This is a genomic window from Pseudomonas sp. Leaf48 (assembly GCF_001421885.1).
Lineage (GTDB): Bacteria > Pseudomonadota > Gammaproteobacteria > Pseudomonadales > Pseudomonadaceae > Aquipseudomonas.
Window position 1 is genome coordinate 49,322 of the sequence record NZ_LMLH01000010.1, and the last position, 26,461, is coordinate 75,782.

Annotated in this window: 24 protein-coding genes; 8 read left to right on the forward strand and 16 right to left on the reverse strand. The window is 59.8% G+C overall.

Annotated features, from left to right (window positions below):
- Positions 1–51: 51 nt before the first annotated feature.
- On the forward strand, positions 52–1,110 hold the full coding sequence (gene recA, locus ASE98_RS09175; protein WP_060541059.1) for a recombinase RecA: 1,059 nt from the start codon (positions 52–54) through the stop codon (positions 1,108–1,110).
- An 8-nt stretch (positions 1,111–1,118) separates the two neighbouring features.
- On the forward strand, positions 1,119–1,586 hold the full coding sequence (recX, locus tag ASE98_RS09180) for a recombination regulator RecX (protein ID WP_060541060.1): 468 nt from the start codon (positions 1,119–1,121) through the stop codon (positions 1,584–1,586).
- Between the two features lie 41 nt (positions 1,587–1,627).
- Here the strand turns inward: recX and ASE98_RS09185 are convergent, their stop codons facing one another.
- The 3 genes from ASE98_RS09185 to ASE98_RS09190 all read right to left on the reverse strand — a co-directional run bounded on the left by ASE98_RS09185 (position 1,628) and on the right by ASE98_RS09190 (position 3,632).
- Complete coding sequence (locus ASE98_RS09185) at positions 1,628–2,746, reverse strand: TIGR00730 family Rossman fold protein (protein WP_060541061.1); 1,119 nt, start codon at positions 2,744–2,746, stop codon at positions 1,628–1,630.
- A gap of 224 nt (positions 2,747–2,970) precedes the next feature.
- Positions 2,971–3,240: a hypothetical protein gene (locus ASE98_RS26530; RefSeq protein WP_156465488.1), complete on the reverse strand. Its 270-nt coding sequence runs from the start codon at positions 3,238–3,240 to the stop codon at positions 2,971–2,973.
- On the reverse strand, positions 3,207–3,632 hold the full coding sequence (locus ASE98_RS09190; protein WP_060541062.1) for a PA3611 family quorum-sensing-regulated virulence factor: 426 nt from the start codon (positions 3,630–3,632) through the stop codon (positions 3,207–3,209). Before ASE98_RS09190 ends, ASE98_RS26530 begins: the two co-directional genes overlap by 34 nt.
- 188 nt (positions 3,633–3,820) lie before the next feature.
- On the opposite strand from ASE98_RS09190, the gene ASE98_RS09195 reads away from it, so the two are divergent.
- The 3 genes from ASE98_RS09195 to ASE98_RS09205 all read left to right on the forward strand — a co-directional run bounded on the left by ASE98_RS09195 (position 3,821) and on the right by ASE98_RS09205 (position 5,885).
- Positions 3,821–4,555 carry a tRNA-uridine aminocarboxypropyltransferase gene (locus ASE98_RS09195; RefSeq protein WP_060541063.1) on the forward strand — a complete coding sequence of 245 codons (735 nt, stop codon included), beginning with the start codon at positions 3,821–3,823 and terminating at the stop codon, positions 4,553–4,555.
- A gap of 243 nt (positions 4,556–4,798) precedes the next feature.
- Positions 4,799–5,449: a response regulator transcription factor ErdR gene (erdR, locus tag ASE98_RS09200; protein ID WP_060541064.1), complete on the forward strand. Its 651-nt coding sequence runs from the start codon at positions 4,799–4,801 to the stop codon at positions 5,447–5,449.
- 73 nt (positions 5,450–5,522) lie between these two features.
- Positions 5,523–5,885 carry a diacylglycerol kinase gene (locus ASE98_RS09205; protein WP_007907286.1) on the forward strand — a complete coding sequence of 121 codons (363 nt, stop codon included), beginning with the start codon at positions 5,523–5,525 and terminating at the stop codon, positions 5,883–5,885.
- Here the strand turns inward: ASE98_RS09205 and ASE98_RS09210 are convergent.
- Positions 5,882–6,808, reverse strand: a complete 927-nt coding sequence (locus ASE98_RS09210; protein ID WP_060541065.1) for a LysR family transcriptional regulator — start codon at positions 6,806–6,808, stop codon at positions 5,882–5,884. The genes ASE98_RS09205 and ASE98_RS09210 overlap by 4 nt on opposite strands.
- 136 nt (positions 6,809–6,944) lie before the next feature.
- Here ASE98_RS09210 and fpr point away from each other — a divergent pair, with 136 nt between their 5' ends.
- Entirely contained in the window at positions 6,945–7,724 is a 780-nt protein-coding gene (fpr, locus tag ASE98_RS09215) for a ferredoxin-NADP reductase (protein ID WP_008054100.1), read from the forward strand.
- 195 nt (positions 7,725–7,919) lie between these two features.
- Here the strand turns inward: fpr and tsaA are convergent, their stop codons facing one another.
- From tsaA to rimO, 6 genes are all read right to left on the reverse strand, one after another.
- Positions 7,920–8,618, reverse strand: a complete 699-nt coding sequence (gene tsaA / locus ASE98_RS09220; protein WP_060541066.1) for a tRNA (N6-threonylcarbamoyladenosine(37)-N6)-methyltransferase TrmO — start codon at positions 8,616–8,618, stop codon at positions 7,920–7,922.
- 182 nt (positions 8,619–8,800) lie between these two features.
- Complete coding sequence (locus ASE98_RS09225) at positions 8,801–9,571, reverse strand: SDR family oxidoreductase (RefSeq protein WP_060541067.1); 771 nt, start codon at positions 9,569–9,571, stop codon at positions 8,801–8,803.
- Positions 9,572–9,855: 284 nt separating this feature from the next.
- Positions 9,856–10,326, reverse strand: a complete 471-nt coding sequence (locus ASE98_RS09230) for a DUF1456 family protein (RefSeq protein ID WP_046816549.1) — start codon at positions 10,324–10,326, stop codon at positions 9,856–9,858.
- Positions 10,327–10,401: 75 nt separating this feature from the next.
- Positions 10,402–11,112, reverse strand: coding sequence for an rRNA pseudouridine synthase (locus ASE98_RS09235; RefSeq protein WP_060541068.1), 711 nt, complete (start codon positions 11,110–11,112; stop codon positions 10,402–10,404).
- Positions 11,113–11,300: 188 nt separating this feature from the next.
- A complete protein-coding gene (locus ASE98_RS09240; protein ID WP_060541069.1) occupies positions 11,301–11,774 on the reverse strand; it encodes a GNAT family N-acetyltransferase in 474 nt (157 codons plus the stop codon).
- A 111-nt stretch (positions 11,775–11,885) separates the two neighbouring features.
- Positions 11,886–13,223 carry a 30S ribosomal protein S12 methylthiotransferase RimO gene (rimO, locus tag ASE98_RS09245; RefSeq protein ID WP_060541070.1) on the reverse strand — a complete coding sequence of 446 codons (1,338 nt, stop codon included), beginning with the start codon at positions 13,221–13,223 and terminating at the stop codon, positions 11,886–11,888.
- A gap of 289 nt (positions 13,224–13,512) precedes the next feature.
- On the opposite strand from rimO, the gene ASE98_RS09255 reads away from it, so the two are divergent.
- Positions 13,513–15,414 (forward strand): potassium transporter Kup, encoded by a 1,902-nt coding sequence (locus ASE98_RS09255; protein WP_060541072.1) that lies wholly within the window; start codon positions 13,513–13,515, stop codon positions 15,412–15,414.
- A gap of 259 nt (positions 15,415–15,673) precedes the next feature.
- On the opposite strand, the gene ASE98_RS09260 is transcribed toward ASE98_RS09255, so the two are convergent.
- A complete protein-coding gene (locus ASE98_RS09260; protein WP_060541073.1) occupies positions 15,674–16,969 on the reverse strand; it encodes a virulence factor family protein in 1,296 nt (431 codons plus the stop codon).
- Positions 16,969–19,611 carry a bifunctional lysylphosphatidylglycerol flippase/synthetase MprF gene (gene mprF / locus ASE98_RS09265; RefSeq protein ID WP_060541074.1) on the reverse strand — a complete coding sequence of 881 codons (2,643 nt, stop codon included), beginning with the start codon at positions 19,609–19,611 and terminating at the stop codon, positions 16,969–16,971. The genes ASE98_RS09260 and mprF overlap by 1 nt, the downstream gene beginning before the upstream one ends.
- A gap of 866 nt (positions 19,612–20,477) precedes the next feature.
- Between mprF and dinB the strand changes: the two genes are divergently transcribed.
- The gene (dinB, locus tag ASE98_RS09275; RefSeq protein ID WP_060541075.1) at positions 20,478–21,539 is read left to right on the forward strand and encodes a DNA polymerase IV; all 1,062 of its coding nucleotides are present in this window, start codon (positions 20,478–20,480) and stop codon (positions 21,537–21,539) included.
- Between the two features lie 60 nt (positions 21,540–21,599).
- Here dinB and ASE98_RS09280 read toward each other — a convergent pair whose 3' ends face one another.
- The 4 genes from ASE98_RS09280 to ASE98_RS09295 all read right to left on the reverse strand — a co-directional run bounded on the left by ASE98_RS09280 (position 21,600) and on the right by ASE98_RS09295 (position 26,416).
- On the reverse strand, positions 21,600–22,553 hold the full coding sequence (locus ASE98_RS09280; RefSeq protein ID WP_060541076.1) for a hypothetical protein: 954 nt from the start codon (positions 22,551–22,553) through the stop codon (positions 21,600–21,602).
- Positions 22,554–22,572: 19 nt separating this feature from the next.
- The gene (locus ASE98_RS09285; protein WP_060541077.1) at positions 22,573–24,288 is read right to left on the reverse strand and encodes a proline--tRNA ligase; all 1,716 of its coding nucleotides are present in this window, start codon (positions 24,286–24,288) and stop codon (positions 22,573–22,575) included.
- Positions 24,289–24,431: 143 nt separating this feature from the next.
- Positions 24,432–25,991, reverse strand: a complete 1,560-nt coding sequence (locus tag ASE98_RS09290; RefSeq protein WP_060541078.1) for an AmpG family muropeptide MFS transporter — start codon at positions 25,989–25,991, stop codon at positions 24,432–24,434.
- Between the two features lie 44 nt (positions 25,992–26,035).
- Positions 26,036–26,416, reverse strand: coding sequence for an MGMT family protein (locus ASE98_RS09295; RefSeq protein WP_236707789.1), 381 nt, complete (start codon positions 26,414–26,416; stop codon positions 26,036–26,038).
- Positions 26,417–26,461 lie beyond the last annotated feature (45 nt).

The window sequence follows — 26,461 nt, forward strand, 5'->3', positions numbered from 1 at the left end:
TACTTATACAGGTGTTGGCCGTCAGGCCTTATTGATTACGTGAGGACTTTAATGGACGACAACAAGAAGAAAGCCTTGGCTGCGGCCCTGGGTCAGATCGAACGTCAATTCGGCAAGGGTGCCGTAATGCGTATGGGCGATCAGGACCGTCAGGCGATCCCGGCCATTTCCACCGGCTCTCTGGGTCTGGACATCGCACTGGGCATTGGCGGTCTGCCAAAAGGCCGTATTGTTGAAATCTACGGTCCTGAATCTTCCGGTAAAACCACGCTGACCCTGTCCGTGATCGCCCAGGCGCAAAAAGCCGGCGCAACCTGCGCATTCGTCGATGCGGAACACGCCCTCGACCCGGAATACGCCGGCAAGCTGGGCGTCAACGTCGACGACCTGCTGGTTTCCCAGCCGGACACCGGCGAGCAGGCCCTGGAAATCACCGACATGCTGGTGCGTTCCAACGCGGTTGACGTGATCATCGTCGACTCCGTGGCTGCCCTGGTACCCAAGGCGGAAATCGAAGGCGAAATGGGTGACATGCACGTGGGCCTGCAAGCCCGCCTGATGTCCCAGGCGCTGCGTAAAATTACCGGTAACATCAAGAACGCCAACTGCCTGGTCATCTTCATCAACCAGATCCGTATGAAAATCGGCGTGATGTTCGGCAGCCCGGAAACCACCACTGGTGGTAACGCGCTGAAGTTCTACGCTTCGGTTCGTCTGGACATCCGCCGCACTGGCGCGGTGAAAGAAGGTGATGAGGTTGTCGGTAGCGAAACCCGCGTCAAGGTTGTGAAGAACAAGGTTGCTTCGCCGTTCCGTCAGGCCGAGTTCCAGATTCTTTACGGCAAGGGCATCTACCTCAACGGTGAGATGATCGACCTGGGTGTTCTGCACGGTTTCGTCGAGAAGTCCGGTGCCTGGTATGCCTATGAAGGCACCAAGATCGGTCAGGGCAAGGCCAACTCGGCCAAGTTCCTGGCAGACAACCCGGAAATCGCCGCGAAGCTCGAGAAGCAACTGCGTGACAAGTTGCTGTCCCCGTCATCGGTTGCTGATGCCAAAGCTTCAGCGGTCAAAGAGACCGAAGACGACCTGGCTGACGCTGATATCTGATCAAAGCGATGACCGCCGTACTCGATACCCTCGTCGCGGTGCGGCGAACCGCCATGGACCTGCTCGCACGACGCGAGCACGGTCGAGTCGAGCTGACGCGTAAACTGCGTCAGCGCGGCGCCAGCCCTGAAATGATCGAAACAGCGCTCGACCGTTTGACGGAAGAAGGCCTGTTATCCGAAGCCCGTTACCTCGAAAGTTTTGTCTCCTATCGTGCCCGTTCCGGTTACGGCCCTTTGCGTATTCGTGAAGAGTTGAGCCAGCGCGGCCTGCAGCGTAGCGACATAGAACTGGCCTTGCGCGAGAGCGGTATCCTTTGGCATGAGCAGCTGGAAGATACCTGGCGACGAAAATTTTCCGGGCAATTGCCGACAGACGTTCGGGAGCGCGCCAGGCAAGGCAGGTTCCTGGCGTATCGGGGGTTCTCGATGGAGATGATCAACCGCTTGTTCAGCGGTAGAGGGATGGATGATTAAGAAGCGGCCCGCTATTTCGATAGCGGGCCGTTTTTTTTGCATCAGGAAACCTTTGAAGCTGCCCGTGCGCGCTGTTGCACCTTGGGTGTGGGTTGCGCCCGGTTTTCCGGCAGGTTGATGTAGTCCACCAGCTCGCGCAGGCGACCATGATTACGCGCGTTGAAGTTGAAGGCCAGTCGCGCAAGATGGCTGTACTGGGCTTCGTCGTGTTCTTCGCCGTTGTAGGCGTGCTGATGGAAATGATCGCTCAGGCACAGATCGGCAAACGCCTGCTGCATGTGTTCGAGTGCCTGGTCGCTGAGCGGGTGATTCATGCGAATCAGGAATTGCTGCTTGAGCCAGCGGCTGGAGTGGAAGTTGCTGTAGAACTGGTTGATGTGTTCCACCGCTTCATCGACGTTGTAGACGAGTTTCACCAGCTTCATGTCGGTGGGCAGGATGTAGCGATTTTCTTCCAGTTGCTCGTGTATGAAGTTCAGCGCTCCTTGCCAGAACGTGCCGCCCGGCGCGTCCAGCAGTACCACAGGTACCAGCGGGCTTTTGCCGGTCTGGATCAGAGTCAGCACTTCCAGTGCTTCATCCAGGGTACCGAAGCCGCCCGGGCACAGCACCAGCGCATCGGCTTCCTTGACGAAGAACAGCTTGCGGGTGAAGAAGAAGTGGAAAGGCAGCAGGTTGCTCGTACCGTTGACGGTGGGGTTGGCGTGCTGTTCGAAGGGCAGGGTGATGTTGAATCCCAGGCTGTGAGTCAGGCCGGCCCCTTCGTGGGCCGCGGCCATGATGCCGCCACCGGCACCGGTGATGACCATCAGGTCCGAGCGCGCCAGTGCGGCGCCGAGCTCCCGCGCCATCGCGTAGAGCGGGTGTTCTATCGGGGTTCGGGCGGAACCGAACACAGTGACTTTGCGTCGTCCCTTGAACTGTTCAAGCACGCGAAAGGCCTGCTCCAGTTCGCGCAAGGCTTGCAGGGTGATCTTGGCGTTCCAGCGGTTGTGGTCTTCCTGGGCCATGCGCAGCACAGTCAGGATCATGTCTCGATAGATCGGAATGTTCGGGCTGTTGGGTGAAATGAGGTTGAGTTGTTCTTCGACCTTTTTGATGAGGTCGTGGCCGCTTTCTGCAAAATGACGGCTGAGGAGGTCATTCGGTTGGTAAGGCATTCAACTTCTCCTTCTGCACAGAACCCAGGGCTTCGACTGCGTATGTCGAATGCCGCGACACGTCCTGCGTCGCTGTCTGCTCAGGTCCATGCCTGGGCGATCCACTTGGCCCGACTGGCAGCCGGGTCATCCAGACAGGCTCTGTTTGTCCTTGGATGAAAGAAACGTTCGCACAACACGACGCGTTACGGGCAGCCCCTTTCCTGCCCTGAAAGTGAACATGGTTAGCGCACATCCCGACCTTGCAATGAATGGCTGCCTTGATCATTGCGCCATAAGGTCTTTCCTGGCAATCGCTTATTGACGATTTGCAAGGTGGTTTCGCCGCTCGACTCATTTGAGTCTTGAGGAGGAGTACTGCCGACGATTACGTGGTGCTGAGCGTCGGTCGCACTTTTTGCAGGCGTTGTTGGCGCAACTGCGCGCCGAGGATGAACAACGGCGCGCCAGTTTCCGATGATTACTTCTTCTTCGCCGGGGTTGCTTTCGGGCAATCCGATTCCTCGAAGCTTGCGGAGCCGACCGGACGGTTGGTTTTCACTTCGGTGAAGTCGTAGCGCATGATCGCGCCCTTGGCCATCAGCTTGCGAAAGCCTGGGTTATTGCAGACCGAGGAACCGAGCTGGAAGTACACCGCTTTGGGGTCCGCGCGCATTTTATCGGCGTGGCTGCTTTGTACGCTCAGGTGGTTGATCAGCACCTTGCCTTCGACGGTATAGCCTTGATCGAGGATGTCTTCGTTGATCGCCCTTGGCGTGCCGACACTGCTTTGAGTGGCGACGTTTTTCAGCTCTCTGTTCAGATTCTGCTCATTCAAGGACGCAGCCTGAACGCTAAAGGACGACGCCAGCAAAATGGCAGCGGTAGGAACGATAAGGCGCAGCATGAAACTCTCCTGGTTCAGTGATGGGCGTTTGACCTATCACGTGACTGTGCGTTCAGTGGCGGCGAATTATAGGGGAGCCGGTCTGGACGGTACAGGCTTGCGCCGGCTGGTCTGGTAAACTGTGTGATCTTTTTGCCCTGCCGAGTGTGTTTCGTGTCGATTTTCCCTCCCTGCCGACGTTGCCTGCAATGAGCCATGTCCCTGCGCGTTTTGCCTCGAACGCTGTAGCCCGCTTGCGCGACCAGCGCGAAGAGGAGGGCATCAGGCCGATTCAGGCCCGTGGCTGGCGGGCGACCCGTTGCCGCGCGTGCCGGGTGATCGAGAGTCATTGCCTGTGCGCGTGGCGTCCGCAGGTTGAGAGCCGTTCCGGCATCTGTCTGATCATGACCAGCAAGGAGGTGTTCAAACCGAGCAATACCGGATGGCTGATCGCCGATGTCGTGCCGGACAATCATGCTTTCATCTGGTCGCGTACCGAGGTCGATCCGCAGTTGCTGGCATTGCTGGCCGACCCGACATGGCAACCTTATCTGGTGTTTCCCGGCGAGTACGTTGCACCGGAGCGCGTGACCAACACCGTCGAGATCAACAGCACCAGGCGGCCGCTGTTCATTCTGCTGGATGCGACCTGGACCGAAGCGCGGAAGATTTTCCGTAAAAGCCCATATTTCGATAAGTTGCCGATCCTCAGCCTGCTACCCGAACGACTCTCGCGCTATCGGCTGCGTCGTTCGACTCGCAGTGAGCATCTGTGCACGGCGGAAGTGGCGGCATTGTGTCTCGATCTGGCGGGCGACGTTGCCGCCGCTTCGGCGCTGGATGCTTATTTTGACGTGTTCAGCCAGCACTACCTCGATGCCAAGCATCAGCTGGAAATGAATGTTTCGACCCCGGCACACGCCGAGTTAATGCCTTATGTGTAGCAGCTAGCCAGATTGGTGTGCTGATTGTTGCGTATACTGCAATAAAGTGTACTGGCCATTCGGCTTGACCACCCCGGTTTCGCTGGGCATGCTTGGCACCGATTGGGTTGCGGCCAGCGTTTGAAACGCCGTTTATCTGGCGTTGAACGTGCCCGGTCGGTGCGGCTGCGTGGCCGTACTCGAGTTGTGTTGGCGATGCCCGAATGCATCGGGTATTCCCTGAAAAACAGGATCATTTGAAACATGGCCACATACGAAATCCTGATTGCCGATGATCACCCTCTTTTTCGTAGCGCGTTGCACCAGGCACTGACGCTGGGTCTTGGCCCGGATGTGCGTCTGGTGGAGGTGGCGAGCATTGCCGAGCTGGAAACCCGCCTGACCGAAAAATCCGATTGGGATCTGGTGCTGCTGGATCTGAACATGCCGGGGGCGTATGGTTTTTCCGGATTGGTCCTGTTGCGTGGTCAGTATCCACAGATTCCGGTGGTCATGGTGTCGGCCCAGGAAGAGGCGACCATCATGGTCAAGTCTCGCGAATTCGGTGCCAGCGGTTTTATCCCCAAGTCCAGTGATCTGAGTGTTATTCAGAGTGCAGTGCGTGCGGTGCTTGACGGCGATGTTTTCTGGCCGCCCCAGGCGTTCGAAGCGGTCAGCGTTTCCGAGGAAGCCAAGGCTGCCAGCGAGGGTCTGGCGAGCCTGACTCCGCAGCAGTTCCGGGTATTGACCATGGTCTGCGAAGGCTTGTTGAACAAACAGATCGCTTACGAACTGAGCGTTTCCGAAGCGACCATCAAGGCCCACGTGACCGCGATTTTCCGTAAGCTGAATGTGCGGACCCGAACCCAGGCTGCGTTGCTCTTGCAACAACTTGAGTCAATTTCCAGCCACTAACGCTGGAACGTTCACGCTTTTTTGACTTTGGTTAATCTAGCTTTCCCACTTCTTTTTTTCAGTTGCCTACTCTATGTCACCTTTCAAAGGCCAAACCGGCCTTAAACGTATTCTCAACGCCTCCGGTTATTCGCTGGATGGACTGCGCGCCGCTTTCACTGGCGAAGCGGCTTTTCGCCAGCTGGTGTTGCTTAACGCGATCCTGATTCCACTGTCTTTCTTCCTGAATGTCAGCCGGGTCGAGCAGGCGCTGCTGATTGCGGTGTGCCTGTTGGCATTGATCGTCGAGTTGCTCAACTCAGCGGTGGAAGCGGCGATCGACCGCATTTCCCTTGAGCTGCACCCGCTATCCAAGAACGCCAAGGACATGGGCAGTGCCGCGCAGTTCGTGGCACTGAGCATGATTGCGCTGGTGTGGGCGGTGATACTGCTTTAAGCGATTGTCGGCAGTACGATCTCGTCGCTGCGCTGAACCCCGGCGGTGAAGGCGCGGCAGAGCTCGAGGAATTCGCGCATGGCCGAGGTCTGGTATTTCTGTTTGTGCCAGATGAAATAGAACTGCCGCGCCAGATCCAGGTCCGGTGTTTCCACGGCCACCAGGCTGCCGCGGCGGAACGCATCGCGCAGTGCCAGCCTCGAAATGCAGCCAATCCCCAGGCCTGACTCCACCGCGCGTTTAATTGCTTCGGTGTGCTCAAGCTCCAGGCGAATGTTCAGTGCGCTGTGATGGTGACGCATGGCCTGGTCGAAGGTCAGTCGCGTGCCCGAGCCTCGTTCCCGCAGGATCCAGGCTTCCTGGCTCAACTCGTCCATGGTCGCCGAACCGCGCTTGGCCAGTGGATGCTGAGGGGCGCAAAACACCACCAGTTCGTCTTCGACCCAACTCTGGACTTCGATGTCCGGGTGGCTGCAATCACCTTCGATTAGACCCAGATCAATTTCATAGTGAGCTACTTGTTGCACGATATTGGCAGTGTTCTGCACGTGTAGCTTCACCTGGCTTTCCGGATGGCGCTGCATGAAGCTGCCGATCAGCAGCGTGGCCAGGTAATTGCCGATGGTCAGGGTCGCCCCCACTGCCAGCGAGCCGAAACCGGACTTGCCATTGAGCAGGTCTTCGATCTCCTTGGCCTGATCGAGCAGGGCCACGGCTTGTGGCAGCAACTGCTTACCGAGGGCGTTGAGGCTCAGCCGTTTGCCGGCACGGTCGAACAGCTGGCAGCTGCACTGACGCTCCAGTTCGGTGATCGAGGTGCTCGCCGCCGATTGCGAGAGGTTAAGCAGGCCCGCAGCACGGGACACGCTTTCCTGCTGGGCGACGGCGACGAAGACTTGAAGTTGACGGAGAGTAAATCGCATATCGATATAACCGATAACCCTTATCTTAATAATCCATTTAACAGATATTGTGTCTGCCTTTAGAATGCGATGCAATTGCGCAAAGCCGCTTGTCGTCCAAGACCAGGCGCAGAATATCTCCAGGAGTCCCACGTACATGAGCAACATGAACCACGAGCGTGTCCTCAGTGTTCACCACTGGAACGACACTCTGTTCAGCTTCAAGTGCACCCGTGATCCGGGCCTGCGCTTCGAGAACGGTCAGTTCGTGATGATCGGCCTGCAACAGCCCAACGGCCGCCCGCTTATGCGCGCTTACTCGATTGCCAGCCCAAACTGGGAAGAGCATCTGGAATTCTTCAGCATCAAGGTGCCGGATGGCCCGCTGACTTCCCAGTTGCAGCACCTGAAGGAAGGCGACGAGATCATCATCAGCAAGAAGCCTACCGGCACGCTGGTGCTGGATGACTTGAAGCCTGGCAAACATTTGTATCTGCTCAGCACCGGTACCGGTCTGGCGCCATTCATGAGCGTCATCCAGGACCCGGAAACCTACGAGCGTTTCGAAAAAGTGATCCTGTGCCACGGCGTACGTTACGTCAACGAAGTCGCCTACCGCGAATTCATCACCGAGCACCTGCCGCAGAACGAGTTCTTCGGCGATGCACTGCGTGACAAGTTGATCTACTACCCGACCGTGACCCGCGAGCCGTTCGAGAACGAAGGGCGCCTGACCGACCTGATGCGCAGCGGCAAGCTGTTCAGCGACATCGGCCTGCCGCCGATCAACCCGCAGGACGACCGCGCCATGCTGTGCGGCAGCCCGAGCATGCTCGACGAGACCAGCGAAGTGTTGAATAGCTTCGGCCTGAAAGTTTCGCCGCGGATGCGCGAGCCGGGTGACTACCTGATCGAGCGTGCGTTCGTCGAGAAGTGACCTTGGTCTCCTGTAGGTGCGAGCATGCTCGCGATGGAGGTCAACGATAACGCGGGAAGCTTGATACCCCGCGGCGTCCTCAGGTCTTTTCGCGAGCATTCGTACGTCGACCGGCTGCTCCTGCAGTAGATTTGAAGTGCAAAGAAAAGCCCGCATGGCCTGGGAAGGTCATGCGGGCTTTTTCGTTTCAGGTGTTCAGCCCTTTGCGGGAATGACTTCCAGCACCCGGATCAACTCCGGCGTCGGATAGTGCCAGCGCACGTCCAGATCCCAGAACTGCGCGCCATATTCCCGCTCGGGCGCAGGCGTCTGATACGCCGGCCGCGGATCTTGTGCCAGGCATTGCTCGATCAGCTCCACCAATGGCTCTGCAAGGCGCTGGGCATGCCCGTGGGCCTGTTGCAGTGCTGAGTCCGTCCACTGCACGGCAATCAACTGTGGCGCTGCGCTGGCGATGCTGTTGGACGCTGTATCAATGATATCGGCATAGGGAACGTAGGGTTTGATGTCGAGAACCGGCGTGCCGTCCAGCAGGTCGATACCGGAAATCCACAGGCGATTGGCTTCGACCTTGTCGAGTTTGACCACGGACTGGCCGATGCCATTGGGGCGGTGGGTCGCGCGAGTGGCGAACACCCCCATGGATTTGTTGCCGCCGAGGCGAGGCGGGCGGACTTTCAAGCGCGGTTTTTCCTCCAGGGCCTGGTGGAACAGGAACAGCAGCCAGACATGGCTGACCTGCTCCAGCCCTTGCACCGCGTCGCCCTGATCGAACGGCGCAACCAGTTCCAGCACGCCACGCGCGGCAGGTGCCAGTTGCGGTTGGCGCGGGATGGCGAATTTCTCCTTGAAGCAGGAGCGCACGAAGCCGATGGGGGAAACGCTGTAGGTCATGGTTTGGGTCGAGGCGGGATTAGGGGGGGCATGATAACCCGATCAACCCATGCATCGTTGTGCCACTGAGTCCGTCATCGCGGGCAAGCCACGCTCCCACAGATTTTGTGTCTGCCGCAATATCGGACACGACACAAAACCTGTGGGAGCGTGGCTTGCCCGCGATGGCAGCACCGCCGATCTCAGAGGCTGAAACCCCCATCGAGCGCAATGATATTTCCGGTCATGTAAGCCCCTGCCGTACTCGCCAGGCTGATCGCCAGCGCCGCCATCTCTTCCTCTCGCCCCCAGCGCTTCATCGGAATCAACGCCGTATCCTGTGCCAGTGCCTGCTCATCACTGCCGATGTGCTGGGTCATCTTGCTCGGAAAACGTCCGGGGGCGATCACGTTGACGTTGATGTGCTGGCTGACCAGTTCCCGCGCCAGAATCCGCGACAGTTGATGCAGGGCCGCTTTGCTCGGGCCGTAGGCATAAGCCTGTTCACCGAAGGAAGAAATCCCGGCCACCGAGCCGATATTGATGATTCGCGCGGGACTGGCTTCAGAACCAGCCTTGCGCAGTAGTGGCAGGAACTGCTGGATGCAGTTGAACACCGAGGTCACGTTGAGCTGCATGACCTTTTCCCAGCCCTTGACCGGGTAGCTTTCCAGTGGCGCGCCCCAGGTGGTGCCGGCGTTGTTCACCAGAATGTCGAGGTGGCTGATCTGCTTGCCCAGTTGCGTGGCCAGTTGCAGCACGCCTTCTTCGCTGGCGAGGTTGGCCGCAATGCCATGGCAATGACCCAGCGCACCCAACTCATCGGCTGTTTGCTGGCAGGCTTGGGCATCACGGGCGCAGACGTATACGGTGGCGCCTGCCTCGACAAAGGCCTTGGCGATCATTTTGCCGATACCGCGAGTGCCGCCGGTCACCAGGGCAGTGCGGCCTCGTAGGGAAAAGTAGGGGTGCATGGCGAATCCTTCGGAGCTGAGGGTGCCTACACCCTAGCCGTCAGCCGCCGGAGGCGGAGCCACTATTTATGCGCGCAATGGTGGGTCATACGACCTGAGCCACCACCACCCCCCTGTAGGAGCGAGCCTGCTCGCGAAAAAAACCGAGGATACCGCGGGTATTCAGGTTACCCGCGTTATCGTTCACGTCCATCGCGAGCCTGCTCGCTCCTACAAGGAGTTTTGGCGTTTCGGTGATTTTTGTCTGGCAGCCCTTGCAGGACGAGTGCGGGAGCCGTGACGATTTATTGCGGGCGCACGCGCAGGGTCAGGCCCTTGAGGAAATTACGCAGCAACTGGTCGCCACACGGGCGGTAGTTGGTGTGACCGAACTTGCGGAACAGTGCGCTCAGCTCAGGCTTGGACACCGGGAACTCGGCGGCCTTGAGGATCGCGTGCATGTCGTCTTCTTTGAGTTCGAAGGCCACGCGCAGTTTTTTCAGGATGATGTTGTTGGTCACCGGCACTTCGATCGGCTGCGGTGGACGGCTTTCGTCCTTGCCGCGCTTGAAGATCACCAGGCCATCGAGGAAGTGCGCCATGACTTCGTCAGGGCAGCGTACGAAGCCTTCTTCGTCTTCTTCTTTCTTGTCGAGGTAAGTCAGCAGGTCTGGCAGGGTTACGTCCATGCCGCCGAGCTTGATGATCTCGATGACTTTCTTGTCGCTGATGTCGAGCATGTAGCGCACGCTGCGCAGTACGTCGTTGTGAATCATGGTGTGCAGTCCTGATATTCAGCAGTGGGTGCCGCATAAGCTGCGGCACCAAAATGTGTGGCGGCGTGAGAAGGTTTAGAACTTCTCTTTGCCGGACAGGTAGCGCCATTGCCCCACGGGCACCTTGCCGATGGACACGCCGCCGATGCGAATGCGGCGGATACCCACGACCTTCAGGCCGACGGCCTGGCAGAACAGGGCGATCACCCCCGGTTGCGGGTTCTTCATGGCAAAGCGCAGGCGGTTTTCGTTCTGCCAGCTGGCCTTGACCGCCGGCAGTTCCTTGCCCTTCCAGGTCAGGCCATGCTGCAAGCGATTGAGACCATGCTCGACCATGTTGCCTTCGACTTCGACCACGTATTCCTGCTCGATCTTGTTGGAGTCGGCAGTGAGCTTGCGCAGGATCTTCCAGTCCTGGGTGAACACCAGCAGGCCGCTGGCGTTGGCCTGCAGGTCGGTGCTGGCAGTCAGGCGCTGGAAGTGACCCTTGAGCGGGCGTTTGCCGTAGCGGTGTTCTTCGCTCAGGGTCTCGGCGGTGATGGTCGCCATGGCGGTGTCCGCGTCCATGCCGGCGGGCACGTTGAACAGGATGGTGACCGGTTCCGGTGCGGTGGCCTTGGCCTCTGGATCGAGCTCGACTTTTTGCGCGCCGACCTTGAACTGCGGCTCGTCGATGACTTCGCCGTCGACGGTGACCCAGCCGCCCTCGATGAACAGCTCAGCCTCCCGACGGGAACAGCCGACGAGTTCGATGAGGCGTTTGGAGAGACGAATCGGGTCAGTCATGTCAGGGCCGTAACAAAAAAGGGGTGGGCATTGTACCTGCCTGGCGCCGGTTAAGCCCGGTTCCATTTGTACCATGCGGCTTTTTGTGGGAGCGGGCTTGCTCGCGAAGGCGGTGTGTCAGTAGATGATATGTGTCTGATATACCGTCTTCGCGAGCAAGCCCGCTCCCACATTCGTGTCGTGTTGTGTCAGCCGTGTTGTGAGCGCTGCTGATTCTGCCGCATGCGCATATGCAACAACGGATACGGCTGCCCCATGCCATCGACTTCCGAGCGACCGATTACCTCGAAGCCCTGTTTGAAATAAAACCCCAGGGCTTGCGGGTTCTGTTCGTTGACGTCCAGTTCATCGGCGTTCAGATGCTCCATGGCATAGCGCAGCAGTTGCTTGCCCAGGCCATGGCCGCGGTGTCTCGGGTCGATGAACAGCATCTCGATCTTGCCCGCTGCGACGCCAGCGAAGCCGGTGATGCGCTGGCCCGAGTCTTTGGTGCAGACCAGCATCACCGCATCGAGGTAGCGGGTCAGCACCAGATCCTTGAGCAGCAGGATGTAGCTTTCCGGCAGAAAGTCGTGGGTCGCGCGAACCGAGGCCTCCCAGACCCGGGTCAGTTCCTGGTAGTCGCTCTGTTTCGGTGTGTGGATGACCGAATGCTGACGCATGTCCGTCTGCCCCTTGTGGGTGAATGATGGGAATCCTTCCATCTGCAAACGATAGCCGTAAAAAAGCCCCGCATCTCGTCAAGAGAGCGGGGCTTTTCATATTTTTTGCGTTTAGATCTGTTCAGCCCACAGGTCGTATTCGTCGGCGTCGGTCACTTTGCACCAGACCTTGTCGCCCGGCTTGAGGTTGCTGCCGTTGTCGATGAATACGTTGCCGTCGATTTCCGGGGCATCGAAGAAGCAACGGCCAACCGCGCCTTGCTCGTCGACTTCATCGACCAGCACTTCGATTTCACGGCCGATGCGCATTTGCAGGCGCGCCGAGCTGATGGCTTGCTGGTGCGCCATGAAGCGATCCCAGCGGTCCTGCTTGACGTCGTCCGGCACCACTTCCAGGTTCAGGTCGTTGGCCGGTGCACCTTCAACAGGCGAGTACTGGAAGCAGCCGACGCGGTCGAGCTGGGCTTCGGTCAGCCAGTTCAGCAGGTACTGGAAGTCTTCTTCGGTTTCGCCCGGGAAGCCGACGATGAAGGTCGAACGGATGATCAGGTCCGGGCAGATTTCGCGCCAGTTCTTGATGCGGGCCAGGGTCTTGTCTTCGAACGCCGGGCGTTTCATCGACTTCAACACTTTCGGGCTGGCGTGCTGGAACGGAATGTCCAGGTACGGCAGGATTTTCCCGGCGGCCATCAGCGGGATCAACTCGTCAACGTGCGGGTATGGGTAAACGTAGTGCAGGCGTACCCAGACGCCGAGGGTGCTGAGGGCTTCGCAAAGTTCGGTCATGCGGGTTTTCACCGGCGCGCCGTTCCAGAAGCCGGTGCGGTACTTCACGTCGACGCCGTAGGCGCTGGTGTCCTGGGAGATGACCAGCAGTTCCTTGACGCCGGATTTGACCAGGCGCTGGGCCTCGTCGAGTACATCACCGACAGGGCGGCTGACCAGTTTGCCGCGCATCGAGGGGATGATGCAGAAGCTGCAGCTGTGGTTGCAGCCTTCGGAAATCTTCAGGTAGGCGTAGTGGCGCGGGGTCAGTTTGATCCCTTGTGGCGGCACCAGGTCGATCAGCGGGTTGTGATCCTGTCTCGGCGGCACGACTTCGTGCACGGCGTTGACCACTTGCTCGTACTGCTGCGGACCGGTCACGGCCAGCACGCTCGGGTGCACGTTGCGGATGTTGCCTTCTTCGACGCCCATGCAGCCGGTCACGATGACCTTGCCGTTTTCCTTGATGGCTTCGCCGATCACTTCCAGGGACTCGGCCTTGGCCGAATCGATGAAGCCGCAGGTGTTGACGACCACTACGTCAGCGTCCTGATAAGTGGACACGACGTCATAGCCTTCCATGCGCAGCTGGGTAAGGATGCGCTCGGAGTCGACCAGTGCTTTGGGGCAACCCAGGGATACGAAGCCAACCTTGGGATTGGCCGGCGCAGGAGTGGTGGACATGTCTAACCTCGGTATTTGTGACGCCTCCAGCCGTGATCGGCAAGGCGACAGACGGGCGCTTTATCGCGCCTCTGATCAAAAAGTGCGCAATTCTAGCGATGGCGGGCGCACTTGACCAGCTTTATGCAGGGAAATACGACGAGTGCTGCGCTATGCTTCGCGCCGTGGGGCATCAGCGAATTTTTACTGTCAACAAAACGTCTGTAACGTGAAGTAAAACAGAGCATGCTGCGTGACAAAGCATAGTGCTTCTTTCAAAGAAGCCGGGTTTGGGAATCAGGAGTTCCGGATGGGGCAGGCAAGTAGTCAGGCGGCAGGCGCCGAGCATTCGGCGGCGAAGCCGATCGGTATGCTGGTCGCAGCAGTCGGGGTGGTCTACGGCGACATCGGCACCAGTCCGTTGTACACCCTCAAAGAAGTGTTCTCCGGCGGCTATGGTGTGCCGGTCAACCATGATGGCGTGCTGGGCATTCTGGCGCTGATTTTCTGGTCGCTGATCTGGGTCGTTTCGATCAAGTACATGATGTTTGTCCTGCGCGCCGACAACCAGGGCGAAGGCGGAATTATGGCCTTGACTGCGCTGGCACGGCGGGCGGCGGCAGGGCATGCCAGGCTGCGCGGCTTTCTGGTGGTCTGCGGGTTGATCGGTGCCGCGTTGTTCTATGGCGACAGCATGATCACTCCGGCGATCTCCGTGTTGTCGGCGATTGAGGGCCTGGGCTTGGCGTTCGACGGCATCGATCATTGGGTGGTGCCGCTGTCGTTGATCGTGTTGGTGGCGCTGTTCCTGATTCAACGCCACGGCACCGCGCGCATCGGCATCCTGTTCGGGCCGATCATGGTCACCTGGTTTTTGGTGCTGGGTGCCCTGGGTGTCTACGGCATCCTGCAGCACCCGGAGGTACTGCAGGCGCTGAACCCGGCCTGGGGCGTGCGCTTTTTCATCGTGCACCCGGGCATGGGCGTGGCTATCCTCGGGGCGGTGGTGCTGGCGTTGACCGGTGCCGAAGCCTTGTACGCCGACATGGGCCACTTCGGGCGCAAGCCTATTGCCCGAGCATGGTTCATCCTGGTACTGCCGGCGCTGGTGCTCAACTACTTCGGTCAGGGTGCGTTGCTGCTGGGCGATCCGGAAGCCGCACGCAATCCGTTCTATCTGTTGGCGCCGAGCTGGGCGCTGATTCCGTTGGTTGGCTTGTCCACCCTGGCTACAGTGATTGCCTCCCAGGCGGTGATTTCCGGCGCGTTCTCCCTGACCCGCCAGGCGATCCAGCTTGGTTATATTCCGCGCATGCAGATCCAGCACACCTCCAGTGCCGAGCAGGGCCAGATCTACATCGGCGCGGTGAACTGGTCGCTGATGGTTGGCGTCGTGCTGCTGGTGTTGGGCTTCGAGTCCTCCGGTGCCTTGGCGTCGGCCTACGGCGTGGCGGTGACTGGCACCATGCTGATGACCAGCATTCTGGTGTCGGTGGTGATGCTGCTGTTGTGGAAGTGGCCACCGCTTCTCGCGGTGCCGATCTCACTGGGCTTCGTGCTGGTGGACGGTCTGTACTTCGCCGCCAACGTGCCGAAGATCGTTCAGGGCGGGGCATTCCCGGTCATCGCCGGTATTGCGCTGTTCGTGCTGATGACCACCTGGAAACGCGGCAAACAGCTGCTGGTGGAGCGCATGGACGAGGGCGGGCTGCCACTGCCGATTTTCATCAGCAGTATCGCCGTGCAACCGCCGCATCGTGTCCAGGGGACAGCGGTGTTCCTTACCGCCCGCCCGGACGCCGTGCCCCACGCGCTGTTGCACAACCTGTTGCATAACCAGGTGCTGCACGAGCAAGTGGTGCTGCTGACCGTAGTGTATGAAGACATCCCGCGGGTACCGCCGACACGGCGCTTTGAGGTTGAGTCCCACGGCGAAGGGTTCTTCCGGGTGATCCTGCACTTTGGCTTCATCGACGAGCCGGATGTGCCGCAAGCGCTGAAGTTGTGTCATCTCGATGACCTCGACTTCAGCCCGATGCGCACCACCTACTTCCTCAGTCGCGAGACGGTCATCGCTTCCAAGCTTGAAGGCATGGCTCGTTGGCGCGAGGCGTTGTTTGCGTTTATGTTGAAGAATGCCAACGGCAATTTGCGCTTCTTCAATCTGCCGCTGAACCGGGTGATTGAGCTGGGGACGCAGGTGGAGATGTAAGCCTCGTCAAAAAGCCCCCGTTGTCTTGCGGCAGCGGGGGCTTTTTTGTGTCTGGCCTATGACTGAAACCAATGAAGAACCCTGTGGGAGCGGGCTTGCCCGCGAAGACGGCGGCAGTTACAACACTTGTGTGACGGGCATCCCGCTATCGCGGGCAAGCCCGCTCCCACAGGATTGTGAGGCGTCCCGTCGATCTTCGTACGAATGAAAAAGCCCTCGCACCGTGAGGTAACGAGGGCTTTTGTGCAGCGGGCCCAGATCACTCCTGAGCAGTCGTATCCTTGGCCTGACGCTTCTCGATCACATCCACCAGCCGCTTGGCCAGCGCCGGGTAGTTCTCGTCGAAGTGGTGGCCGCCGGGCAGCTTGATGGCTTCTCCCACCGCCGTCTTGTCGGTGCAGCCGCTCTCGTCGGCTTCTTCTTCGCCGTAGATACACACAACCTTGGCCGCCGGCAGCCTGGCCATTTCCGGGCCGGTGGCGGCTTCTTTACCGGCGTTGCCGAGCCAGCCTTCGACTTCGATTTCGAAGCTGCCGGTGCGGGCAAAGGCCAGCAGGATGATGGCGTCGACGCGCTGTTGCTCCGACTCCGCCAAGCGGTTGTAGATCGCTGGCAGGACGTCGGCGCCGAACGAGTAGCCGGTCAGGATGAAGCGCTTGGTGCCCCATTTCTGCCGGTAGTGCTGCATCAGTTCGGCGAGGTCCAGGGCACTTTGCTCGGGGCTCTTGTGCTGCCAGTAGTAGCGCAGGGTGTCGATGCCGACCACCGGGTAGCCGATCTTGGCCATCTCGCCCGCCACATCGCGGTCCAGGTCACGCCAGCCGCCATCACCGGAGAGGAACAGGGTGACGGTATCCCGTGCCTCGCCGGCCGGCACTTCGACCACCGGAATCTGCAGGCCGCCTGCGTCTTTGTCGCCACCGACGAGGATCTTGCGCAGCTCGTTGTTCAGCACTTGCGGCAGGTTGATGTCGTAGTCGCTGATGCTGGTTTCGGCGTTGGGTTGGTCACGCACAAAGCCGGCGCTGGTGTCGTCCGGGTTGTCGTTCCATGCCACCAGCCAGTGGCCGTGGGCCGCAGATTTTGGCAGCAAATGGGTGCAGCCACCTTTTTCCAGGGCCAGGTCGACCGAAACGGCCTGGGCCTTTTCGTCTTTCTGCTCGGACAGCCAGCGCCATGCCAGCACCGCGCCGGGGCCGATGCCGCTGACCAGGGTCGCCGGGCCTTTGAGTTCGCGCAAGCCGGCTTGCAGGGCACGGCTTTGCAGCAGGCAGTCGTGGGGCAGGATCACCTGCACGATCTGCGCTGAACTGCTACGGCTCAGGGTGGACAGTTGCTTGTCGCTGAGCTTCTGGTCTTCATTGACCGCCACCAGCACTTGGGCGCGGGGTGTTGTCCCGGGGATGACGCGGGTCATTGGTGCGCCATCGGTCGGGGTCAGCCGTTCGAGGGTCGGTTCCGGTGCCGGGCGCTTGAGGTACCAAAAGCCACCACCGAGGATCAGGGCCAGCACAATAAGTGCGCCCAATACGTACCGCAAGGAGCGTTGAATCATCAGCGTTTCACCAGTCCGGTCAAGCCGCCCGCGATCAGGGCGGCAGTGTCAGCCAGGGCAACCAGCGGATCGAGTCCGGCGGGCACGGCCATATAACGGGGTTCCCAGTCAGGCTGGAACTTGTCTTTGAAGCGGCGCAAGCCTTGGAAGTTGTAGAGCTGTTCACCACGGCGGAACACCATCGAGCCCAGGCGCTGGGTCAGCGGTGCACCGCGACGGGGTTGCAACCCCGACAACGGCACCATGCCCAGGCTGAACCGCGCGTATCCATGATTTTTATAGTGTTGAATCAGGCCGACCATCATGAACTCCATGGTCAGCTTGGGTGCCTCGGGGTGGGCGCGCATCAGGTCGAGGCTGGCCAGGTCATGACTGTAAGTCTCGAGCAGGTTGGCGAACGCCACGGGGCGCCCTTCGAAACGGATCACCGCGATACGGAAATACTTGAGGTAGTCATCGCTGAAGCGGCCGAGGGAGAAGCCTTTCTCCCGGACATTCTTGCCGGTCAGCCAGGCATCGGAAATCACCTTAAGCTCATCCATCGGCGCCTGGCCCGGCTCGTGGATTTCCAGCGACAGGCCGTCGCGGGTGCCGCGGTTCCAGGTGTAACGCAGGTCTTTCATCTCCTTGCCCTTGGCTTCGAGATCAAAGCGCTTGAGATCGACCCGGGCTTCTTCGCCGAGCTTGATCGCGGTCAGGCCGATGTCCATGTAGTACGGCAGATTCTCGGCGCGCACTTGATAGAACACGGGGCGGGCGTGGTGGATGTCGCACAGGTCGCGGAACTGCCAGATCATTTCCGCCCGCTGCTGCCCCGGGCCGATCGGGTCATACAGCGCCACCAGGCTGCGGCCGCGACGGGCGTACATCAGGAAGGCCTCGTCGTCGGGATGAAACAGCAATGCCTTGTCACCCGTCAGGGCCAGGCCGCCATCCGGTTGCGCGGAGGCCATGAGAATCTTGCTCGCGCGCTCCAATTCTTCGGGTGTCGGCAAGTGGATCACCGGGCGCGCGGTGCGCAACAGCCAGGTCAGGGAGACCACCACCAACAGCACGGCGGCACCCAGCAGTGAGCGCAAGCCACGGGGGGCATCGGCGTCGAGGGTGAACTGCCACCACAGTTGATGGCTGTACGGAACGTCCTGATAGGCGAACAGCAGCAGCCAGATCGACGCACCCAGCACGCATAGGCTGGCCACCAGGTACAGCGGTGAGAATGGCAGTTCGGTCAGGCGGCTGGGGCGATAGAACGAGCGCCGGAACACCCCGAGCAGGCTCGCCGTCAGCACCATCAGGCTGGCTTCTTCCCAGTCAAAGCCCTTGAGCAGGGAGAGCAGGGCGCCGACCAGCAACAGGATGGTGGTCAATATCCATGCGGCCGACAATCGACGTCTCAGGCCCTGGGCCAACAGCAGGCACAGCACGCCGATCAGGCTGGCACCGAAGTGCGAAGCATCGACCAGTCGGTGGGGGATCAGAAAGCCGATATGTTCCAGGCGTGTGTCGATTTCCGGGGTTACACCGGAGAACAGCAGTACCACGCCGGACAGGAACACCAGTACCGCCAGGATTGGCGCAGCCAGGCCCGATGCGGCACGCAGGGTCTGGCGTGTCTGGAACAGGCGCTGGCCTTCGTTGATCAGCAGGAACAGGCAAGCAAGCAGCAGCGGCAGGACCACATAGATCAAGCGGTAGAGCAGCAGGGCCGCGGCCAGTGGCGCAGCACCGAGGGTGTTGGAGAAGGCGGCGAGCAAGATCGCTTCGAACACTCCGACACCGCCCGGCACATGGCTGAGCACGCCGGCGGCCAGGGCCAGCAAGTAGACCAGCAGGAAGGCGCCAAACGGTGGGGCTTCGGGCAGCAGTAGATAGAGCACGGTAGCGGCGGCGGCCACGTCCAGCGCGGTGATGATCAGTTGCAGGAAAGTCAGGCGAGGCCCCGGCAGGCGCAGCGTGCGGCGTCCGGCCTTGACCAGCAGGTTTTCCGGGTAAGGCTGGTCCGGCAGGCGACGACGGTAGATGCCGATGGCGAGAACCGCGAACAGTAACAACACCACCGCGGCAACGGCGCCGAGCAAAGTCTCGGAGAGACCCAGGGCGATGGAGGCGGCGGGCAGGTCGCTAAGGGTCGCCAGCGCGGCCAGCGGTGGCAGGGCACAGCCAAGGGACAGGCTGGCAAACAGCGTCATGCGGGCAACTTCAGCGGCTCCCAGGCCATGACGCGCATATAAACGGTAACGAACCGAACCGCCCGACAACATCGAAAGGCCGATGGCATTGCCGATCGCAAAGGCCGTGAAACCACCCAGTGCCAGCGTTCGCGGGGCCAGGTCGACACCGGCATAGCGACTGGCCGACCATTCGTAGCCCAACAGGATGATGAAGCCCGCCACGGTCGCCGCCAATGCTCCGAGCAAGGCAGGCTTGGGTACTTCGAGGATCGAGTCGTGCAGAGCGTTCAGATCGAGTTCGCTCAACAGATGGCGACAGGCGATCAGCGCAATGGTGAACAACAGCACCGTGACCGCCAGGCCAATGGGTTGACGGTATTTGCTGATGCGGTCAAGCAGGCGCAAACGCTCGGCCTTGATCGGTTGTATCGCTGTGACGGTGTCTTGTGGATCAGACGAGTTGGCGCGCATCAATCACCTCTTGGATTGTGCGCGACAGGATGGAGGTATCCAGCCAAGTTACCAATCCCTGTAGAAAAAAATAATTACAAATATTAACGCCTATACCGGATGGTGCAGCAGTCGACGTGGCGGTTTGAGTCTGCGACAGGGCATAGTCTGGACTCGACGCACGGTGAGTGCGAGCGGCTCACTACAGAGTGGCAGATCATTGTTGCGAAAGGACTTTTTCAACAGACACAAAAAAGGCCACTCTTTCGAGTAGCCTTTTTTGATGTTTGGTTGCGGGAGCCGGATTTGAACCGACGACCTTCGGGTTATGAGCCCGACGAGCTAGGCGAATGGCGGGGTGTCAACCGTTAATCCTGAACAAGGCCAAATAAACGTTAAACAGCGTCAAACGGTCGCAGGGTTTGCCTAAGTTTCGGAATTGAAACGATTTCTCTTATTTACCCATCCGGGTGAGGCGCGTGTGCGCATTCGAATCCATAAAACTGGCACGCACAAAAAAGGCCACTCTTTCGAGTAGCCTTTTTTGATGTTTGGTTGCGGGAGCCGGATTTGAACCGACGACCTTCGGGTTATGAGCCCGACGAGCTAGGAACGCCAGGGTGTCAACCTCAAATTCCAGTAAAACCTGTTTCTCTTCAATCGCTTAGCGATCTGATGAGGTGCTCGGTCGGGCTGTGACGCAGATGCAGCAAGGGCTGTAGCTCTATTGCAGTGCGCGATTCGATTGAAAAAATAAATTCATCAGCGGCAATTCCTACAGTCACAAAAGAACATTCAGAACACTGGTGCTATATACAGGTGTCAGTGAGATACTGCATATCTTGCACGCCCTGACGCCTTTTCTCCGCCATGAACACTGCTTTGATATGACTCAGCGAAAGATCATCCACGTCGACTGTGATTGCTTTTACGCTGCCATCGAGATGCGCGATGACCCGCGCCTGGCCGGAAAACCTCTGGCGGTGGGTGGCTCGGCGGATCGGCGCGGGGTGATTGCCACCTGTAATTATGAGGCGCGGGCTTATGGCGTGCGCTCGGCCATGTCCTCGGGGCATGCCCTGAAGCTGTGTCCCGACCTGACCATCGTCAAGCCACGTATGGATGCCTATCGAGAAGCATCTAAGGAAATTCATACGATCTTTCGCGATTACACCGAGCTCATCGAGCCGCTCTCACTCGACGAGGCGTACCTCGATGTGTCGGACAGCGCGCATTTCGGTGGCAGCGCAACGCGTATTGCCCAGGACATTCGCCGTCGGGTCTCCAATCAGTTGCATATCACCGTCTCCGCCGGGGTGGCGCCGAACAAGTTTCTGGCCAAGATTGCCAGCGACTGGAAAAAGCCCAATGGTTTATTCGTCATCACGCCGGATCAGGTCGAGGATTTTGTCAGTGGCCTGGTGGTAAGCAAGCTGCACGGGGTCGGTAAAGTCACCGCCGACAAGCTGGGCAGGCTCGGCATTGTCGATTGCGCGCAATTGCGCGAGTGGGATAAGTTGGCGCTGGTACGTGAATTCGGCAGTTTTGGTGAGCGACTCTGGAGCCTGGCCCGTGGGATCGATGATCGCCTGGTACACAATGACAGTCGGCGCCAGTCGGTCAGTGTCGAAAATACCTACGACGTGGATCTGCCGGACCTGAAGAGTTGCCTGGAAAAATTGCCCGAGTTACTGGAAACCCTGGCTGCACGCATGGCGTGGATCGACAGCAGCTATCGCCCGGGCAAGCCTTTCGTCAAAGTGAAATTCCATGACTTCACCCAGACCACGCTGGAGCAGGCCGGGGCAGGGCGGGATCTGGGGAGTTATCAGTTGATGCTGACCCAGGCGTTCAATCGCGGCGGCAAGCCGGTGCGGTTGTTGGGGGTCGGGGTGCGGCTGGAGGATTTGCGCGGTGGGTTTGAGCAGATGGAGTTGTTTGAGCGGTAAGTTTATGAAGTCAAAAGATCGCAGCCTTCGAAGGCTGCGATCTTTTTTCGGGGAGGGCGCTTAATTCGGCCGCGGATCCGCCACCAGTCGCTCGCCATCCTTGGTCAGTGACTTGAGGAATTCGGACTGCAATTCAGGATCATTGCGCGTCAATTCGATCAGGCTCTGTTCCAGTTCGCTGGCTTCTTCTTCAAGGCCCAGCTCCGACAGGCGTTTGACCCGGTGTACCCACTGGTTTACTTCGTCGCCTTCCAGGTCGTCATAAATCAGCCCGTGGGCTTCGTACAACTTGCTGCGCAAGGTGCTGCTGACCGCCAGTGATGAGTCGGTGTGCACGTCGTCCTGGACGTCTTCGACCTTGATCAGCAGTCGGCTCAGGTGATTGATGTCATGTTCGGCGAACGGGGTGTCCAACAGGTTCAGGCGCAGAACGCCGCTCTTGTCGGTGCTCAACTGGAACGTTTCCTTGCCGGCCTTGACCTCGACCGGACGCTCGCTCCAGGGCAGGCTGGAGTATTCGGTGCGTTTGTCGCGCTGAACCTCGTCGATACCTGCCAGGTTTTGCTGGGCGCGGCCATGAGATTGCACGTTCATGAACGGGTTGAGCCCGGCGAAACCGTAGCTGAGCCAGTCCCTGGTCACGCTGTCTGGCAGATTGCCGAGGGCAAACACATTGACCACGTTGGCACCGACGCCAGCCACCACGGCCACCGCGCCCAGCGGGATTTCGTAGACTTCCCGCCAGGGTTGGTAAGGCGTGTAGCGATCGTAGTGCCGAGTGACCTCGAATTCGGTGACTTCGAAGGTCTTCTGCTCTTGGATTTTCACTCGCCGTTGCGGCAGCTCAAGCACCTTGGGCTCGCCGACATCGATCTGCAGGCTGTGATCGAGCAATTTGCGCTCGATGCGTTCCTCGTGCTCGCTGCGTTGTGACATTTGATTGGCACAGCCGCTGACCAGCAGGGCGCCGCACAGGGCGGCACCACCGAGGCCTAAGGTGTTTCGCTTGAACATGACGTCTCTATATCTGCTATCAGCGGCGGATGCGGGCCTGAAGGAAAGGCAGTACGTCGGCGACCGGCAGCGCTTGCGCCTCGGCCTCGGTGCGGCTCTTGTATTCCAGGTTGCCTTCGGCAAGGCCGCGGTCACTGACCACGATCCGGTGCGGAATGCCGATCAGTTCCATGTCAGCGAACTTGATACCCGGGCTGGTTTTCTTGTCGCGGTCGTCCAGCAGCACTTCGAAGCCTGCCGCAGTCAGTTCTGCATACAGCTTGTCGGTGGCTTCGCGAACGAGGTCGGTTTCGTAGCGCAACGGCACCAGGGCAATCTGGAATGGCGCCAGGGTGTCGCTCCAGATGATCCCTTTATCGTCGTTGTTCTGCTCGATGGCCGCAGCCACCACGCGGGATACGCCAATGCCGTAGCAACCCATTTCCAGGGTTACCGGCTTGCCGTTCTCGCCCAGCACTTCGCACTTCATCGCCTTGCTGTACTTGTTGCCCAGCTGGAAGATGTGCCCGACTTCGATGCCGCGCTTGATTTCCAGGGTGCCCTTGCCGTCCGGGCTTGGGTCGCCGGCCACGACGTTACGCAGGTCGGCCACCGTCGGAACCGGCAGGTCACGCTCCCAGTTCACGCCGAAGTAGTGCTTGTCGTCGATGTTGGCGCCGATGCCGAAGTCGCTCATCATTTCGACGGAGCGGTCGATGATGATCGGCAGTGGCAGGTTCAGCGGGCCCAGGGAGCCGGCGCCGGCGCCGATGGCGTCACGCAGTTCGGCGTCGGTCGCCATGACCAGCGGGCTGGCGACGCCAGGCTGGTTGGCGGCCTTGATTTCGTTCAGTTCGTGGTCGCCACGGATGATCAAGGCAATCAGCTTGCCCTCTTCTTCGGCGCGTACGATCAGGGTCTTGATGGTCTTTTCGATCGGCAGGTCAAAGCCTTCGACCAGTTGCGCAATGGTCTTGGCGTTCGGGGTGTCGACCAGGCGCAGCTCTTCGGTCGCAGCGGCGCGTGAGGATTCGCGCGGCACGGCTTCGGCTTTCTCGATGTTGGCGGCGTATTCGGAACCGTTGCTGAAGACGATATCGTCTTCACCGGATTCGGCCAGCACGTGGAATTCGTGGGAGCCGGCACCACCGATGGAACCGTTGTCGGCTTCAACAGGGCGGAACTTCAGGCCCAGGCGGGTGAACACGTTGCAGTACGCCTGGTGCATGCGGTCGTAGGTGACCTGCAGCGAAGGCTGGTCGGCGTGGAACGAATACGCATCCTTCATGATGAATTCGCGACCGCGCATCAAACCGAAGCGTGGGCGGATTTCATCACGGAACTTGGTCTGGATCTGGTACAGGTTGATCGGCAGCTGCTTGTAGCTGCTCAACTCATTGCGCATCAGGTCGGTAATGACTTCTTCGTGGGTCGGACCTGCGCAGAAATCGCGGCCCTGACGATCCTTGAAGCGCAGCAATTCAGGGCCGTACTCTTCCCAGCGCCCGGATTCCTGCCACAGCTCAGCCGGTTGAGTGCTCGGCATCAACACTTCCAGAGAGCCGGCGGCGTTCATTTCTTCACGAACGATGGCTTCGACCTTGCGCATCACTCGCAAGCCCATCGGCAGCCAGGTGTACAGGCCCGAAGCAAGTTTGCGGATCATGCCGGCGCGCAGCATCAGCTGATGGCTGATCACGACCGCGTCGGAAGGCGTTTCTTTCTGTGTGGCGAGCAAAAATTGACTGGTGCGCATGGTTGGCCGTTATCGATTGCTGATGACGAGAAATGACGGAGCATTGTACGGGCGAGATCCGCTGGCGTACAGGCGTGCGGTCGGTGGTGTGGCAGGAGGGCGGGATTCACCCGCCCTGTTGCGAAATTTCCTGCGTGGAGGTCCTACGATTCTTCTGCTATCGGGGTCTGTAGCGGCTCCGGCGTCGGTGTCGGCCCGGCCCGGCGGCGCTCCTGGTACCAGTGCAGGGCGATCAGCAGCAGGGTCGGAACACCGAGCAGGGCGGTGATCAGGAAGAAGTCGTGGTAGCCGAACTTTTCCACCATGACTCCGGAGTAGCCGCCGATCAGGCGTGGTAACAGCAACATGATTGAGCTGAGCAGGGCGTACTGGGTGGCGGAGAACTTCAGGTTGGTCAGGCTCGACAGGTAGGCGACGAACGCCGAGGTGGCCAGGCCCGAGCTGAAGTTATCCAGGGAAATGGTGAGGATCAGCATGTTCAGGTTGGCGCCCATGTCGGCGAGCATCAGGAACAGGATATTGGTGCCCGCCGACGCGATGCCGCCGATGAACAGGATCGGCAGGATGCCGAATCGCACGATCAGCAGGCCGCCCATGCCGGCGCCCACCAGGGTCATGATCAAGCCGAAGATTTTGCTGACGCTGGCGATCTGATCCTTGGAGAAGCCCTGGTCGATGTAGAACACGTTGGCCATCACGCCCATGACCGTGTCGGACATCCTGTAGGTCGCGATCAGCCCGAGCAGCAGCAGCGCTTGCCAGCGATAACGCAGGATGAAGTCGTTGACCGGCGTCAGCACCGGTGCCAGGCCACGGCGACCCATGGCCGACAGGCACAGGGCGGTGAAGAGGGTGTAGAGGATCGCACGCAGGAAGGCGCGGTCTTGCAGCAGCAGGTCGAGCAGGCTCACGCCTCCGAACAGCACGCTGGCGAAGTCAGTGTTATAGAGCTGGGTGAACATCGCCGGCACCGAAACCAGCAGTACGATCAGGACGAACACCGACGCCAGTTGGTGCGCGAAGCTGTAGCGCCCGGCCTGCAGTTGGGTGCGCAATGGCACCGGCGGTTCGCGCATGAACAGGCAGGTCAGCAGCGCCGGGACCATCAGGACACCAAACAGTATGTAGGTGCCGGCCCAGGCGGAGTGTTGATAGTTGAAGCCGGTAGAGCCGAAACCTTCGGCGAAATACAGTGCGCCGGCGGTGGCCAGCAGTGCGGCGATGCGGTAGCCGGACATGTAACTGGCGGCCAGTGCGGCCTGGCGGTTGTCTTCGGCGATTTCCAGGCGATAGGCATCGACGGCGATGTCCTGGGTGGCCGAAGCAAAGGCGACGACGACGGCGATGGCGATCAGCCAGGACAGATGTTTTTGCGGGTCACAAAAGCCCATGCCGATCAGGCCGAGAATCACCAGCGCCTGGGACAATACCAGCCAGGATCGTCGGCGCCCGAGTTTGCCGAGCAGGGGCAGGCGCCATTGGTCGAGCAGTGGCGACCACACCCATTTGAAGGCGTAGGCCAAACCGATCAGGCTCGCATAACCGATGGTCTCACGAGCCACACCGGCTTCGCGAAGCCAGACCGAAAGCGTCGAAAACACCAGCATATAGGGCAAGCCGGCGGCGAAACCAAGCAGCAACAGCACGAGTGTCGAGGGGCTGGCATAAGCGGCGAGCGCGGCGCGCCAGGTTTTACGGGGCATGGGCTGGAGTCTGCCTCAAGAAATACGGAAACAAAGCGCGCACTCTAACCGCTGTGCTCTACCGGGCGCCAGCCATGGCGCTGAATATCAACACGATTATTCAGGATGCTGATGCCTTCCGTGCGTAATCGTGCGCGCTGTTCATCCCCCGAAGGGCTGCCGGCCGGCAGGCTCAGGCGCCCACCAGCGCCCAATACGCGGTGCCAGGGTAATTTGCTGTCGTTGGGTAATTGGCTGAGTGTGCGCCCGACCCAGCGGGCGGCACGGCCCAACCCTGCCAGCTCTGCCAATTGACCGTAGCTCACGACTTTACCTTCGGGTACTTGCGCCAGCGTCAGGTACAGTGCCGTGCGTCGGATTTGCGCCGCGCTCTCGGGTTCGGTGGGTGAGTCAGTCACGTGCGTCAGTCCTGAAGAAATTTGCATTACCGTCTGTAGGGTAATTCGAGCATAGGCAGTTGAGAAATGAAC

Coding starts and splice junctions, on each gene's coding strand:
- recX (WP_060541060.1), top strand. CDS start 1,119: ATGACCGCCGTACTCGATACCCTCGTCGCGGTGCGGCGAACCGCCATG.
- ASE98_RS09240 (WP_060541069.1), bottom strand. CDS start 11,774: ATGCGTCAGCATTCGGTCATCCACACACCGAAACAGAGCGACTACCAG.
- ASE98_RS09290 (WP_060541078.1), bottom strand. CDS start 25,991: ATGCCCCGTAAAACCTGGCGCGCCGCGCTCGCCGCTTATGCCAGCCCC.
- ASE98_RS09285 (WP_060541077.1), bottom strand. CDS start 24,288: ATGCGCACCAGTCAATTTTTGCTCGCCACACAGAAAGAAACGCCTTCC.
- recA (WP_060541059.1), top strand. CDS start 52: ATGGACGACAACAAGAAGAAAGCCTTGGCTGCGGCCCTGGGTCAGATC.
- ASE98_RS09185 (WP_060541061.1), bottom strand. CDS start 2,746: ATGCCTTACCAACCGAATGACCTCCTCAGCCGTCATTTTGCAGAAAGC.
- tsaA (WP_060541066.1), bottom strand. CDS start 8,618: ATGACCTACAGCGTTTCCCCCATCGGCTTCGTGCGCTCCTGCTTCAAG.
- rimO (WP_060541070.1), bottom strand. CDS start 13,223: ATGTCCACCACTCCTGCGCCGGCCAATCCCAAGGTTGGCTTCGTATCC.
- ASE98_RS09205 (WP_007907286.1), top strand. CDS start 5,523: ATGTCACCTTTCAAAGGCCAAACCGGCCTTAAACGTATTCTCAACGCC.
- ASE98_RS09295 (WP_236707789.1), bottom strand. CDS start 26,416: ATGCAAATTTCTTCAGGACTGACGCACGTGACTGACTCACCCACCGAA.
- ASE98_RS09195 (WP_060541063.1), top strand. CDS start 3,821: ATGAGCCATGTCCCTGCGCGTTTTGCCTCGAACGCTGTAGCCCGCTTG.
- mprF (WP_060541074.1), bottom strand. CDS start 19,611: ATGCGCGCCAACTCGTCTGATCCACAAGACACCGTCACAGCGATACAA.
- ASE98_RS09280 (WP_060541076.1), bottom strand. CDS start 22,553: ATGTTCAAGCGAAACACCTTAGGCCTCGGTGGTGCCGCCCTGTGCGGC.
- erdR (WP_060541064.1), top strand. CDS start 4,799: ATGGCCACATACGAAATCCTGATTGCCGATGATCACCCTCTTTTTCGT.
- ASE98_RS09230 (WP_046816549.1), bottom strand. CDS start 10,326: ATGATTCACAACGACGTACTGCGCAGCGTGCGCTACATGCTCGACATC.
- ASE98_RS09210 (WP_060541065.1), bottom strand. CDS start 6,808: ATGCGATTTACTCTCCGTCAACTTCAAGTCTTCGTCGCCGTCGCCCAG.
- ASE98_RS09255 (WP_060541072.1), top strand. CDS start 13,513: ATGGGGCAGGCAAGTAGTCAGGCGGCAGGCGCCGAGCATTCGGCGGCG.
- ASE98_RS09225 (WP_060541067.1), bottom strand. CDS start 9,571: ATGCACCCCTACTTTTCCCTACGAGGCCGCACTGCCCTGGTGACCGGC.
- ASE98_RS09235 (WP_060541068.1), bottom strand. CDS start 11,112: ATGACTGACCCGATTCGTCTCTCCAAACGCCTCATCGAACTCGTCGGC.
- ASE98_RS09260 (WP_060541073.1), bottom strand. CDS start 16,969: ATGATTCAACGCTCCTTGCGGTACGTATTGGGCGCACTTATTGTGCTG.
- fpr (WP_008054100.1), top strand. CDS start 6,945: ATGAGCAACATGAACCACGAGCGTGTCCTCAGTGTTCACCACTGGAAC.
- ASE98_RS09190 (WP_060541062.1), bottom strand. CDS start 3,632: ATGCTGCGCCTTATCGTTCCTACCGCTGCCATTTTGCTGGCGTCGTCC.
- dinB (WP_060541075.1), top strand. CDS start 20,478: ATGACTCAGCGAAAGATCATCCACGTCGACTGTGATTGCTTTTACGCT.